Source organism: Vibrio sp. 1-2 (7-a), from assembly GCF_013048515.1.
GTDB lineage: Bacteria > Pseudomonadota > Gammaproteobacteria > Enterobacterales > Vibrionaceae > Vibrio > Vibrio diabolicus.
Genome location: NZ_VHSQ01000001.1, coordinates 866,398 through 879,228, shown reverse-complemented (window position 1 = coordinate 879,228; position 12,831 = coordinate 866,398). Strand labels below are relative to the sequence as shown.

The following is a 12,831-nucleotide window of genomic DNA, read 5'->3' as shown; positions in this document are numbered from 1 at the left end:
ATGATCATTAACAACAGCACCATTCTCTTGACAGGCGCAACGGGCGGAATTGGGCAAGCCATCGCGCAAGAGTTAGCAAAACGCGGTGCCAACCTCATTCTTGTTGGGAGAAACGAAGAGAGCTTGCAAACACTACAGCGTGAACTGTCGAATCCAGAGCGCCATAACCTAGTCGTTGCAGACATCACCTCATCAGAAGGATTAACTGCGATTAAAGATCGAGCACGCCAACATCAAAAAGTGGACGCACTGATTAACAATGCGGGCAGCAACGATTTCTCGTTGTTAAGCCACAAACGACCAACGCAGATTGCAGACGAAATCCAGCTCAATCTCGTTGCGCCGATGCTACTGTGCCAATCGGCGTTGACGTGGTTAAAGCAACCTGGGGTGATTCTCAATATTGGTTCAACATTCGGCTCAATTGGCTACCCAGGCTATACCTCCTATTGCGCGGCAAAAGCGGGGTTGCACCGTTTTACCGAATCGCTCGACAGAGAGCTGTTCGCAACCGGAATCCGTGCGCTGTATTTGGCACCAAGAGCGACAGAAACCTCGCTCAATAGCGATGCCGTCAATGAAATGAATCGACAACTGGGTAACAAAACGGACTCGCCGCAAGTTGTAGCCGATCACGTTGTCACCATGTTGGAAAAAGAAATGTCCGCGAAATGGATTGGTTGGCCAGAAAAGCTTTTTGCGCGCATCAATCAACTGCTTCCAAGTGTGGTTTCTTCTGCGATTCGTAAGCAGCAAGAAACCATTCACCAATACGTAAACCGAGTCAGTCACTGAAGAGGACATAGACGATGAAGGCCAAACAACTACTTTGCGCTTTGACAGTTTGTTCAACGTTAGCTTCGACCGCTGCGTTGGCAAGTAATACTCCACTGCAACAGGTTCAAAAGAAATGGGCGGAATGTCAGTACAGCACGCCCGATGGAGACGAAAAGGAACAATGCTTCCATCGCGCGATTGCCAAAACCAGTATTTATCTCGACAGAGAACCGGGCAATCCCGAACTCACTGTTTGGCTGGCAATCAATAAAGCATCGCTGGCTGGTGCTCAAGGTGGCTTGGGTGCACTATCACTCGCCAAAGAAGCCAAATCTTTACTCGAAGGGGTAATCGCAACTTCACCGCAAGCGCTTGATGGATCTGCATACACCAGTTTAGGTTCTCTGTATTACAAAGTTCCGGGGTGGCCAATTGGCTTTGGTGATGACGATAAAGCCGAAGAAATGTTGAAAAAAGCGTTAGAGATCAATCCAAAAGGCATCGATCCGAACTATTTTTATGGAGACTTCCTTGCAGAAGAAGGTCGAGACAAGGAAGCGAAAGTGTATTTGACTCGCGCAATGCAGGCGTCACCTCGCCCTGACCGACCTTTGGCTGATAAAGGTCGAAAACTGGAAATTGAAGCGACTCTTGGGAGTTTGAAATAATCCATGCGCTTATTACTCGTAGAAGATGACAAACTACTCGGTCAATCCATGGTGACTTCATTAAGTCGCCATGGGTACACCGTGGATTGGGTGGAAAAAGGCTCTGGCGTGACTAGCGCACTCAAAACAGAAGCGTTCACCGCCGTAATATTGGATCTCACTCTCCCCGATATCGATGGATTGGAAGTTCTGCGTAATATTCGCAAAGGCGGATTTAAGCTCCCAGTGATGATACTTACCGCACGAGACGACATTCGCGATCGCGTTCAAGGCCTTGATGGCGGCGCAGATGATTACCTCGGAAAACCGTTTGCACTCGAAGAGTTGCTCGCTCGCTTGCGTGTGTTGATTCGCCGTCAATCCGGTAGTGCAGAAGAAATCATTCAAGTTGGGCAGTTATCTTTATCCTTATCGGAACAAAGCATTCGCTACGATGACGCGCCGCTTAAACTCACACGCAATGAATTTAAAATCCTCACCAGCTTGATGACGAACGCCGGACGCGTGCAAAGTAAGGAGCAATTGCAACAATCACTGCACGGCTGGGATGAAGGTTCAAGCGACAACGCTATCGAAGTTCATATTCACAATTTGCGTAAAAAAGCGCCCAAAGTGGTCATTAAAAATATTCGCGGTGTGGGGTACATTCTTGAAAGATAAGAAGTCGTACTCGATCAAACGTCAGTTAACTCTATCAGTAGGCGTGTTGGTAAGTGTTCTCTTACTCATCTCACTTTATTTCAGTTTCCAATCTGCGAAGCACGAGGTCGAAGAAGTTTATGACGCTAGGCTTGGACAATCCGCAAAATTAATGTTGCTGACGCTCTCAATTTCAACGGAAGAGAGGGCTCTCGCTAACCATCGAGAATTATTTAATGAGTGGATGGAAAACATTGAGTCAATGTCAAAGTCTGACGATGACAATGTCACAACGTTCGGCCACCCTTATGAACAAAACTTGGTTTTTCAATTCTATCGAGACAACACACTAATCTGGAGCTCTGATCAAACCTTGCACGCACTCTCTACATCCTTTGATAATAACGGCTACGCTGATATCGTAAAAGACGGCACACAATGGCGTACATTTCAGATTTCACTGCCACAAACAAAACATGATAATGAATACGTCGTGGTTGCAGAAAAATACAAGATACGTAAAGAGATCATTCACGAAATTGCCCTATCCACATCAATAGAACAATTGCTGATACTACCAACTTTGTTGCTTTTGCTGTTTTGGTTGATCGATAAACATTTCCGACCGATTAACGACCTGCGCACCGCCATCACACAAAGAAACGTACACCGATTAGATCGCATTCATGTAAAAGACAACACCGTTGAGCTCGCACCACTTGTCGATTCGCTCAACTCTCTCCTCTCTGAACTAGAGTTAGCCTGGCAAAGAGAGAAACGCTTTACACGTGCTGCAGCGCATGAACTAAAAACCCCACTAACAATCCTTCGTCTTAACGTAGAAAATGCACTTGAAAGTAATGATCCGGAGCAACTGAGAGGAGATTTACACAACATTCTGCAAGGCATTGAACGCACTGACCGCCTTATCCATCAGCTACTGACTTTAGCTAAAGTAGATAGCTTATCAGAACGTGTATTCGACACCGTTGAGCTAACCCCTTTGTTGCAAACCGTTGTTGCTGATTTGGCACCGTTAGCATTGAAGCATAAGCAAGACATCAGTTTATCATCTTCCAACATCGCTATATCCGGTGATCGAATGTTGTTAGAGGTGTTATTTCGTAACCTCGTCGATAATGCGATTCGTTACTCCGGCGAGCGCAGTGACATCCAAGTCAGCGTCACAGAGAATAATAATACAATCAAAGTCTTAATTTCCGATACAGGCCCAGAGATTCCACAAGAAACGCGAGAAAGGATCTTTGAACAATTCTACCGAGGTCACTCAGAAAAAGGCGATGGCGCGGGGTTGGGAATGTCTATTTGCAAAGACATCGCTACGCTACACAGCGCAATAATAGAGCTGATTCCGAGAGAAAATGGCAAGAACACGTTTGTCGTCGCATTCCCAAAGTACTAGCGAAAAAAGACAACTAAAAAGGCGATATGGAGCACACTTCTATCGCCTTGTTTCGCCCCAGACATGAGACGCCTCCCACTCTTACATAGACATACGAATACTTACAATTCAGTCCATAGATTTTCATTATAATTCACGTTTATTTCACGCTCGCTTTGCTAGAAACGACACAACATCACGACTAAGTCCATCACAAAATAAATATGAAAAGTTCATCTAAGAGACCCATGTTTGGGCCATTGCAGCCTCTCGCTGTTTTTTCTTTGTTTTCACTTACATTTTTGTCCATATCACGCATTTTACTCGCCTTTTGGCAGTTTGATCGTATTGAATCCTTCAACGACTTCCTTTACATCCTAGGCCAAGGCGTGCGTGTTGATATCGCAACGTTATGCTGGTTGTTCATCCTCCCTGCTCTACTTTCTTCTTTCATGCCACTAAAAGGCAAGGTCGGAGAATGCTGGAAATGGGTATTGCGCCTGTGGATGGTCGCAGGGCTATGGATTCTTGTGTACATGGAGCTGGCAACGGCGCCATTCATTCAAGAATATGACCTGCGTCCGAACCGCCTGTTTGTTGAATACCTCATCTACCCGAAAGAAGTGATGAGCATGCTTTGGACTGGCTACAAACTAGAACTGTTTATTGGTGCAATCGGCACCGCTTTGACGCTAGTTTTAGGCTGGAAATCGAGCAAAAAACTGACCGATAGCGCGCAACAAATCAATTGGAAATGGCGCCCTCTTTTGGCGGTTTTCGTTGTGCTTCTTTGTGTTGCAGGCGCTCGTTCGTCTTTGGGACACCGCCCGCTCAACCCTGCTATGGTGGCGTTTTCGAACGATCCACTGCTTAACGACTTAGCATTAAACTCGTCTTACTCATTGCTATTTGCTGTCAACAATATGAAGTCAGAAAAGAGCGCTGAGCAGTTCTACGGCAAGATGGACAATCAAAAAATGCTGGAGCTAGTTCGCGCTTCGTCAAAAAAGTCCGACTTTGATCCAACATTGCTTCCAACCATGAACAGTAACCCTGCGACTTACCATGGTAAACGTAAGAACTTAGTGATCTTGCTACAAGAGAGCTTAGGAGCGCAATTTGTGGGTTCTTTGGGTGGTCTACCTCTTACGCCAAACCTGGATGAACTCATGGCTGAAGGTTGGCAGTTCACGCAAATGTACGCAACGGGTACTCGTTCTGTTCGTGGTATCGAAGCCGTAACCACGGGTTTTCCACCATCCCCTTCTCGCGCAGTGGTGAAACTAAGCAAAAGCCAAACAGGCTTCTTTACCATCGCAGACTTACTAAAAGCACAAGGCTATCACACGCAATTTATTTATGGCGGTGAAGCAAACTTCGATAATATGAAAACCTTCTTCTTCGGTAATGGTTTTGATCAAATCGTCGAAGAAGATGATTACAATAACCCAAGCTTTGTTGGCTCTTGGGGGGTCAGTGATGAAGACTTATACAACAAAGCAGACGAAGAGTTTGAACGCCTTTCAAAAAGCGACAAACCTTTTTTCAGCTTAGTTTTTACGTCAAGCAATCACAGTCCTTATGAGTATCCGAAAGGTAAAATTGAGCCATACGATTCTGAACACATGACGCGTAACAACGCTGTGAAATATTCAGATTACGCTTTGGGTACGTTCTTTGAAAAGGCGAAAAACTCATCCTACTGGGATGATACTATTTTCATTGTCATTGCAGACCACGATGCCCGCGTGTCTGGCGCTAACTTGGTTCCAGTTAAGCACTTCCACATTCCTGCATTGATCATTGGTAAAGACATTAAACCACGTAAAGATGACCGTATCGCAAACAACATAGATATGCCGCCTACGCTGTTGTCTCTTATTGGCGTAGACGCCAAAACGCCGATGATTGGTCGTGACTTAACGAAACCACTGGCTCGCGAAGATGAACGCGCAATGATGCAATACGACAAAAACTTTGGTTATTTAACGCGTGACAACCTAGTTGTGCTTTCTCCTGGTGAAAAAGTGTCGACCATGGAATACGACTTTGAAAGCCAAACCATGAAACCGCTAGAAGTCGATGAATCCGTTATTGAACGCGCAAAAGCAAACGCATTGTTTGCATCTAAGGCGTATCAAAACAACTGGTACGCTTCGAAACGTACCAACTAATATCCGCTGATTCAGTGAAAAGGGAGCCAACTGGCTCCTTTCTTTATTCTTACACTCTCCTTCGAATCTTCTACTGACAAAACCTGTCTTAGCCTTCCGTTAGATTCAACCTCATACTTCTAGTAAATTGAGAAACAGACCATGCTAACTATCAATTCATTCGTTCTATATGTTGAGGACATCCAAGTAAGCCAAGCTTTTTACTCGAAACTGTTTGATTGTGAGGTCACGTTTTTGTCTCCAACATTTGCTTCTATGCCACTCGCAAATGGCTTAAAACTGACACTCAAGCAAAGTGATGTTCTTTCCCCTTCCAGCGACATCAAAGGTGGTGGCACCGAGTTATCATTTGCAGTGCGCAACCGCCATACGTTAGAGCACGTTTACAACAGTTGGAAAAACATGGGCGTTGAGTTTGCTCAACCACCAATGACTTCGGTGTATGGGTTAAATTTTGTGGCTACCGATCCGGATAAACATCGCATTCGCGTTTTTATTAGTGAATAAAAATGCGTTAAAAATGCTTTTTACCCATTCCCAATGTGACTTCAATAAATTAGACTCAGGGAAACATCAAAAGCTGCGTTGTATATAAGAAGGAATGCCCATGAGCTCAAGTATGATCCTTAGCGAATCTCTAATCGAGAGTGGAAGAGATATCCCCCTCAAAGAACTGCTTTATGCAAAGCGCGTGCTGGATAACTACATGGCGGTAGCAAAAGAGAGCAGCCCACTTGAGCTGTTGACAGAGATGAAATCGGCAGCAAAGCAAGTGGAATACTTTACCACTACGAGTAACCCGTGTGAGGCTCGTAATGTCATCAGTCAGATGATTGATAAAATCGACACCGCGGAATCTTTTGAGTCGTTCAAGGCTTTAGCAGGCAAGCCCTCACTGGCTCTCAATGAACTGATTGAAGATCGCGCCCAACTGATTAAACATGAGCGAGAATTGCTGCTTGCTTCAGGCTATGACGCCTCGCGTATCTAAGAATAAACGCTAGCTCCCGAGTTTAACGCTAGCAACGAAAAAGGAGCTCTTAAAGAGCTCCTTTACTTTCCAAAACAGGTATAAAAGATCTAGAGGCCGATATCTTCAGTTATTGCTTTGATTTGCTTGAGATCCATTTTATAAACTTCAATCATTTGATCGACCTGACTTAGTCGTGAATTGGCTTCATCGTGTTTATCACACGCGTCCGATTTCACGTCCCAAGATTTACCTTCCAAAAACACATCACACTCTTTTTTGAGTTTCTCGATCTTAGGCAATAATTTCGCCCTTTCTTTCTCTAGAGACTCCAATTCTTGCGAAATTTTCAGCTCTTTTTGAAACACCTCGCGCGATCGTTCAAAGATAGTCGCTTGCATATCCGCTTGACGACTCAGCTTCTCATTTTCTGACTTTGTCGTATTGATCTTATCTGCTTGTTGTTTCAATTGAGACTCTAGCGACAGGTTAACTTTCTCGACCTCAGTCAATTGCTTTTGTAACTTCTTAAGCGCTTTCTCGTGCGCTTCATCTTTCGCTGCGAGCAGTTCAGTGACTTTATCTTGTATTTCTTGGTCGAGCGCTTCTTCGCGCACTTTTACTTGAGACACCAACTGCGTTTTATCTTGCGTCAACGCTTGGTATTTTTCTTCTAGCACATGATAAGTCGATTCCCACTTATTCGCAGTGACAATCGATCCAACAAGGCCACCAAATGCCAAGCCTAATACCGCAGCAATCGCGATATAGATATGAGTACGTTTGTCACGCTCTTCAATGACAACAACGTCGTCTTGTTCTTCCATCTTGTTCTGAGAACTCACCGTATACTACTCCAAGGACTCTTTTACTTTGCTAGCGGATCAATTCCGCAAACATAATCGATGCCGTATAAATCAGAAAGGCGCCAATTAATGTTATAACGGTCGCTTTTTGGACTTTTTCATTGGTTCGATAACGAAACAGCACAAATGCTACTGCAATCAACACCGCAATGGCTAATAATCTGGTCATACCGCCTCCTTGTCCACTCATGAAAAACTGCCTAGGTCCATAGACGGTTTCACAAAGATTTATTGTAACTCATTTATACGCCCCATAAGGTCAACTTAGCGTAGATTTTAAAATAAGTGCTTCGATTTTAATCAAATTTGTGTTCTCAATTGAATAACTTATGCCGTAATAATCGAAACACATTTATCGTTCTGAAGTGTGTTCTTGGTTCTATTCCCTAGCCCAATGAGTTTTGTTTATGCAGTTGCTCACACAAAAAACTTGGTAAACGTAGCTTCGTGAAAATAAGTAGGGTTATTTCGTTGAAAATAAATTGATATAGGGTGTTGAAATGGACCAAAAACATGATAGAGTTCACACGTTAATGATGACCAGCATCATTAACTAACCTTTACTCATTTAATTGAGTAATTGTTCCGATGAAGACTGCAGGAGAGTGGTTATTAATCAAATTTTAACATTTGATTAGCATAACTCGCCGAAGAATTAACTATTTCAGGTGCTACCTAGGTAGCGGGGACTGTAGTTGGAGGAACCTCTGGAGAGAACCGTTAAATCGGTCGCCGAAGGAGCAAGTCTTGCACTCACGCAAGGTGAAACTCTCAGGCAAAAGGACAGAGGAGTGGAAAGTTACAACCTAACTATTTTGCTTGGCCTTCCCGCCTACAACCAATAGCTTAGTTCTTTTAGAGATCGTTGATCTCGTCCTTTCCCTCTTCTCCTTATTAGTTGTTTTATTAAGGGGAAATCATGAACGACCTACAATCTTTACTACAAACCATCGATAATTTTGTCTGGGGTCCACCACTGCTTATTTTGCTAGTGGGTACCGGTGTTTACTTCACTTTTAGCCTCGGCTTGATCCAGTTTAAACATCTCCCAACAGCGCTAGCGATGGTGTTCAGTAAAGATAAGTCATCTGATAAACAAGGTGACGTTTCTAGCTTTGCAGCACTTTGTACTGCGCTCTCAGCAACGATTGGTACTGGTAACATTGTTGGTGTTGCCACCGCGATCAAACTTGGTGGACCAGGTGCCCTATTCTGGATGTGGCTCGCCGCCCTTTTCGGAATGGCGACTAAATACGCCGAATGTTTGTTAGCGGTTAAGTACCGAAGAGTCGATGATAAAGGCCAAATGATTGGTGGCCCGATGTACTACCTGCAATACGGTGTTGGCTCAAAAGCCCTCGCGATCATGTTTGCAGTGTTTGCTTTGGGTGTTGCTTGTTTTGGTATTGGTACGTTTCCACAAGTAAACGCGATTCTGGATGCAAGTGAGATATCTCTCGGTGTTGACCGTGAGCTCTCTGCCTTTGTACTGACTCTTTTGGTTGCTTTCGTAACTTTGGGTGGCATCAAATCCATTGCTAACGTTGCAGGAAAAGTGGTTCCTACCATGGCTGTATTTTACGTGTTGGCGTGTTTAAGCGTGATCATCATGAATGCAGACCAATTGTTCAATGCCGTTGAATTAGTGTTGGTCTCAGCATTTACATCAACAGCAGCGACCGGTGGTTTCTTAGGTGCAAGTATCATGCTGGCAATCCAATCAGGTATCGCTCGTGGCGTATTCTCAAACGAATCAGGTTTGGGTAGCGCGCCTATGGCAGCAGCGGCAGCGAAAACAGACTCTTGTGTGAAACAAGGCCTGATTTCAATGACAGGTACCTTCTTTGATACCATCATTATTTGTACCATGACGGGCCTAGCGTTGATCCTTACTGGCGCATGGCAAAGCGACTTTTCTGGTGCAGCAATGACGACTCATGCCTTTGCGGTAGGTTTGAATGCGGATACATTTGGCCCAATGCTGGTGTCAATTGGTTTGATGTTTTTTGCATTCACAACCATTCTTGGATGGAACTACTACGGTGAGCGTTGCGTTGTGTTCCTCTTTGGTACAAAAGCGGTGCTTCCTTATAAGCTGATTTTCGTTGGTTTGGTGGCATCAGGCGCGTTCCTCCATCTAGACATGATTTGGCTACTCGCCGATATCGTAAATGGCCTGATGGCGATTCCTAACCTAATCGGTTTGATCGCACTGCGTCACGTCGTGCTGGCAGAAACCAAGCTGTTCTTTAGCTCAGCATCGCAATCTGATGAAATTGAAGCAGTAAAAGCTTAGTGACATGACAAGTGTTCAGTAATGAACCGTCAATCGCTGAAAGTAAATTGGAAATGGTAAAAACATAAAGCCCGCTGGTATTCAGCGGGCTTTATTTTATCTTAAGTTTAGCGGTTAATCTCTCAACCATTGATGCTCAACCTTTTCTCCACGTTCTTGAAAAAACTTCGCATTTTTTTGCTTGAATTGATCCGACTTCAGCTCTGATAGCGGCCAGTCTGAAAACGCCTCTGTTACGAACGAATCTCCAACCCCAACTTCAATCGATTCAAGATGCTTCCCGATGTAGCGATAAAAGTAGCTCTGCCCCAGTGCATCACAAACCATCGGCACATGTCTCATGCGTTGATGGTTGACGGATACTGAAGCCCAAGTTGTCGTTTTAGGTTCGCAACTTTGCTCTTTTACAACATCAACTTCAAATTTATTGTCCATTGTTGTCGAGACAAAAACGACAATACCGTCATTCATATACACACGTCGAAGTAATAGCTGTTTCGTATCTTGAGTTCGCGTCTGTTGTATTCCATTGGAAAATGGCTCGAAATAGCCCCAGTGCCAAGACCAGGTCATGCCACGTTGCACAAACTGTACCTGTGGCCATGTCTGCCAAACAATGGCACCAACCACGCCAGTAATAAACACAACGAGTAATATCAAAAGGTGGTAAATATTGCGCATTACACGGGCTTTTCAATCAATAACTTTACGCCAAGTGCGACTAAGACAGCGCCCGTCGCCCCTTCCATCCACTTCATAAAGCTTGCATTCTTTAACAGGCTCTTAGCTGAGTTAAGTGCGCCAGCCAAACCACACTGCCAAACCATCGCAATAATAAAGTGCACGGATGCCATCATCATTGATTGAAGCAAAGGAGAACCTTCTGGATTCACAAACTGTGGCAAGAACGCCAAGTAGAAAACTGCCGTTTTTGGGTTCAAGACGTTAGAAAGAAAGCCCTCTCTAAAAGAGCGTTTGCCATTAAACACTTCATGAACCTGCTCCGTCACTGACAAACCATTCTTCGACGACATCAGAGCTTTTAAACTGCTCAGACCAAGCCAAATAAGATAAGCTGCACCAATCATTTTTACGATTTGGAATAACTCTGCAGATTGCGCCAGAATGGCCGAAATTCCAACCGCTGAAAAGAAAGCATGCACAAATAAGCCAAAGCAAATCCCTAAACTGGTTGTACATCCGTCTTTTAAACCCGCGCGACTGGTATTACGGATAACAAGGGCCGTATCTAAACCCGGCGTTAGCGTTAAAATAGTGATGGCAATAATAAATGCCTCAAAATTCAAGATATCCATATTATCGTGATAATTAATTGTTAATCCGTCATCAATACCGTCAATCCACGAGATTCGCAAGCTTCTTTTTTAAGAGAGCTATACAACTGAGTGAATTTATGGACAATGAGTGACGATTAATTGTTAATTATTAGTAAATTAACGCAGGTTGTTTCGTGCAACTCGACGTAAAGGACCCGTTATCGGGTGTTTAGGGAAAGAACAAAAGAATAAGAGTAGTCACATGAAAGCATTTACAAAACTCATTGAACATTCCAAAAAAGTGGCAAACTTTGAGCACCTCTCTGCCATCATAGGTTGGGACCAAGCAGCGGTCATGCCATCTGGTGGCGCTGAAGCACGCTCCAATGCTATGGCAGAGCTTGATGTACACATCCACTCATTGATGACTCAGCCACACTTGGGCGAGCTTTTCGCTCAGGCAGAAGAAGAGACGCTATCTGCGAGTGAAAAGTCCATCCTACGAGAAATGAAACGTGAATGGCAACAAGCTAACTTGCTACCAGAATCATTAGTTCAAGCTCAATCTCTTGCTGGCTCCAAATGTGAACATGCATGGCGTACGCAACGAGGAGAAAATGACTGGTCTGGCTTTGAAAAGAACTGGGCAGAAGTCGTCAAGCTATCGCAAGAAGAAGCGCAAATTAGAGCCGAAGCAAACGGCACAACGCCTTACGATGCCATGCTTGATATTTATGAACCAGGCACAACGTCTGCATCGTTAGACGCGCTTTTTGCTGACGTAAAAACGTGGCTACCTTCCTTGATAGACGAAGCGCTTGAAAAACAGCAATCAGACAACATCTTATTGCCAACTGCGCACTACCCTGCGGAAAAACAAAAAGCACTAGGGCTGGAAGTCATGAAGCTACTTCAATTCGATTTTGAACACGGTCGGCTTGATGAAAGTGTCCATCCATTTTGTGGCGGTGTGCCAACAGATGTGCGTATTACAACACGTTATGATGAAAGCGAGTTTGTCCAATCATTGATGGGGATCGTCCACGAAACTGGCCATGCCCGATACGAGCAAGGGCTACCAAAAGATTTAGCAGGAACGCCAGCTGGTCAAGCCCGCTCTATGGGAATTCATGAGTCACAATCGCTCTTCTTTGAAATGCAAATAGGACGAAACAACGCATTTATCGACCATCTTGCTCACATGGCTTCCAAGCATTTTTCTGGAGATGAGTTTGAAAAAGACAATCTAGCCAAAATCTACACTCGCGTAGAGAAAGGCTTTATTCGCGTAGATGCGGACGAATTAACATACCCTGCCCACGTTATTCTTCGATATGAGATTGAACGTGATCTTATGAACGGTGCCATCAAGCATACAGACGTACCAGAGCTCTGGAACGAAAAAATGAAAGCGTATTTGGGACTCTCAACGGAAGGGAATTTCAAAAACGGTTGTATGCAGGACATTCATTGGACGGATGGAAGTTTTGGATATTTCCCGTCCTACACTCTCGGTGCGATGTACGCAGCCCAATTCATGGCCGCAATGAAGCAAACGGTAGATGTGGACGCGGTTATTCGCTCTGGCGATCTGACGCCGATATTCGATTGGCTGTCGAAGAACATCTGGAGTAAAGGCAGCTTATTAACAACGGATGATCTCGTAAGAGAAGCAACGGGTGAAACACTAAATGCTAAGCACTTCCAAGCGCACCTAAAAGGCCGCTACCTGTAAATAGAAAAAGAATAGAACGTAAAAGCC

The 12,831-nt window shown here is 44.4% G+C and carries 13 protein-coding genes and 1 riboswitch; of the genes, 9 read left to right on the top strand and 4 right to left on the bottom strand.

What is annotated here, in order from left to right:
- From FKN08_RS03965 to FKN08_RS03935, 7 genes are all read left to right on the top strand, one after another.
- On the top strand, nt 1–795 hold the full coding sequence (locus FKN08_RS03965) for an SDR family oxidoreductase (RefSeq protein WP_170891392.1): 795 nt from the start codon (nt 1–3) through the stop codon (nt 793–795).
- A gap of 14 nt (nt 796–809) precedes the next feature.
- Nucleotides 810–1,445 (top strand): hypothetical protein, encoded by a 636-nt coding sequence (locus FKN08_RS03960; RefSeq protein ID WP_170891391.1) that lies wholly within the window; start codon nt 810–812, stop codon nt 1,443–1,445.
- 3 nt (nt 1,446–1,448) lie between these two features.
- Nucleotides 1,449–2,105, top strand: coding sequence for a response regulator (locus tag FKN08_RS03955; RefSeq protein ID WP_005393404.1), 657 nt, complete (start codon nt 1,449–1,451; stop codon nt 2,103–2,105).
- Nucleotides 2,095–3,507: an ATP-binding protein gene (locus tag FKN08_RS03950; RefSeq protein ID WP_170891390.1), complete on the top strand. Its 1,413-nt coding sequence runs from the start codon at nt 2,095–2,097 to the stop codon at nt 3,505–3,507. The genes FKN08_RS03955 and FKN08_RS03950 overlap by 11 nt, the downstream gene beginning before the upstream one ends.
- Before the next feature lie 203 nt (nt 3,508–3,710).
- The gene (locus tag FKN08_RS03945; protein ID WP_170891389.1) at nt 3,711–5,660 is read left to right on the top strand and encodes an LTA synthase family protein; all 1,950 of its coding nucleotides are present in this window, start codon (nt 3,711–3,713) and stop codon (nt 5,658–5,660) included.
- Nucleotides 5,661–5,801: 141 nt separating this feature from the next.
- The gene (locus FKN08_RS03940; protein WP_012841881.1) at nt 5,802–6,167 is read left to right on the top strand and encodes a VOC family protein; all 366 of its coding nucleotides are present in this window, start codon (nt 5,802–5,804) and stop codon (nt 6,165–6,167) included.
- Nucleotides 6,168–6,267: 100 nt separating this feature from the next.
- On the top strand, nt 6,268–6,651 hold the full coding sequence (locus tag FKN08_RS03935) for a hypothetical protein (RefSeq protein ID WP_005393414.1): 384 nt from the start codon (nt 6,268–6,270) through the stop codon (nt 6,649–6,651).
- Nucleotides 6,652–6,740: 89 nt separating this feature from the next.
- Here the strand turns inward: FKN08_RS03935 and FKN08_RS03930 are convergent, their stop codons facing one another.
- Both FKN08_RS03930 and FKN08_RS03925 read right to left on the bottom strand, forming a co-directional pair.
- The gene (locus tag FKN08_RS03930) at nt 6,741–7,475 is read right to left on the bottom strand and encodes a hypothetical protein (RefSeq protein WP_046874891.1); all 735 of its coding nucleotides are present in this window, start codon (nt 7,473–7,475) and stop codon (nt 6,741–6,743) included.
- Nucleotides 7,476–7,506: 31 nt separating this feature from the next.
- Nucleotides 7,507–7,665 carry a hypothetical protein gene (locus tag FKN08_RS03925; RefSeq protein ID WP_005377784.1) on the bottom strand — a complete coding sequence of 53 codons (159 nt, stop codon included), beginning with the start codon at nt 7,663–7,665 and terminating at the stop codon, nt 7,507–7,509.
- 528 nt (nt 7,666–8,193) lie between these two features.
- Nucleotides 8,194–8,293: riboswitch (glycine riboswitch) on the top strand.
- Nucleotides 8,294–8,415: 122 nt separating this feature from the next.
- Here FKN08_RS03925 and FKN08_RS03920 point away from each other — a divergent pair.
- Nucleotides 8,416–9,792 (top strand): sodium:alanine symporter family protein, encoded by a 1,377-nt coding sequence (locus tag FKN08_RS03920; protein ID WP_006741605.1) that lies wholly within the window; start codon nt 8,416–8,418, stop codon nt 9,790–9,792.
- A 114-nt stretch (nt 9,793–9,906) separates the two neighbouring features.
- Here FKN08_RS03920 and FKN08_RS03915 read toward each other — a convergent pair whose 3' ends face one another.
- Both FKN08_RS03915 and FKN08_RS03910 read right to left on the bottom strand, forming a co-directional pair.
- On the bottom strand, nt 9,907–10,473 hold the full coding sequence (locus FKN08_RS03915; protein ID WP_170891388.1) for a threonine transporter RhtB: 567 nt from the start codon (nt 10,471–10,473) through the stop codon (nt 9,907–9,909).
- Nucleotides 10,473–11,108 carry a LysE family translocator gene (locus FKN08_RS03910; RefSeq protein ID WP_005393419.1) on the bottom strand — a complete coding sequence of 212 codons (636 nt, stop codon included), beginning with the start codon at nt 11,106–11,108 and terminating at the stop codon, nt 10,473–10,475. The genes FKN08_RS03915 and FKN08_RS03910 overlap by 1 nt, the downstream gene beginning before the upstream one ends.
- Nucleotides 11,109–11,331: 223 nt before the next feature.
- Between FKN08_RS03910 and FKN08_RS03905 the strand changes: the two genes are divergently transcribed.
- Entirely contained in the window at nt 11,332–12,804 is a 1,473-nt protein-coding gene (locus tag FKN08_RS03905; RefSeq protein ID WP_152812244.1) for a carboxypeptidase M32, read from the top strand.
- Nucleotides 12,805–12,831: the final 27 nt, after the last annotated feature.

Bases quoted from the DNA above. Each gene is read 5' to 3' on its own strand.
- FKN08_RS03935 (WP_005393414.1), top strand. From the start codon at position 6,268: ATGAGCTCAAGTATGATCCTTAGCGAATCTCTAATCGAGAGTGGAAGA.
- FKN08_RS03910 (WP_005393419.1), bottom strand. From the start codon at position 11,108: ATGGATATCTTGAATTTTGAGGCATTTATTATTGCCATCACTATTTTA.
- FKN08_RS03940 (WP_012841881.1), top strand. From the start codon at position 5,802: ATGCTAACTATCAATTCATTCGTTCTATATGTTGAGGACATCCAAGTA.
- FKN08_RS03965 (WP_170891392.1), top strand. From the start codon at position 1: ATGATCATTAACAACAGCACCATTCTCTTGACAGGCGCAACGGGCGGA.
- FKN08_RS03925 (WP_005377784.1), bottom strand. From the start codon at position 7,665: ATGACCAGATTATTAGCCATTGCGGTGTTGATTGCAGTAGCATTTGTG.
- FKN08_RS03960 (WP_170891391.1), top strand. From the start codon at position 810: ATGAAGGCCAAACAACTACTTTGCGCTTTGACAGTTTGTTCAACGTTA.
- FKN08_RS03920 (WP_006741605.1), top strand. From the start codon at position 8,416: ATGAACGACCTACAATCTTTACTACAAACCATCGATAATTTTGTCTGG.
- FKN08_RS03915 (WP_170891388.1), bottom strand. From the start codon at position 10,473: ATGCGCAATATTTACCACCTTTTGATATTACTCGTTGTGTTTATTACT.
- FKN08_RS03905 (WP_152812244.1), top strand. From the start codon at position 11,332: ATGAAAGCATTTACAAAACTCATTGAACATTCCAAAAAAGTGGCAAAC.
- FKN08_RS03955 (WP_005393404.1), top strand. From the start codon at position 1,449: ATGCGCTTATTACTCGTAGAAGATGACAAACTACTCGGTCAATCCATG.
- FKN08_RS03945 (WP_170891389.1), top strand. From the start codon at position 3,711: ATGAAAAGTTCATCTAAGAGACCCATGTTTGGGCCATTGCAGCCTCTC.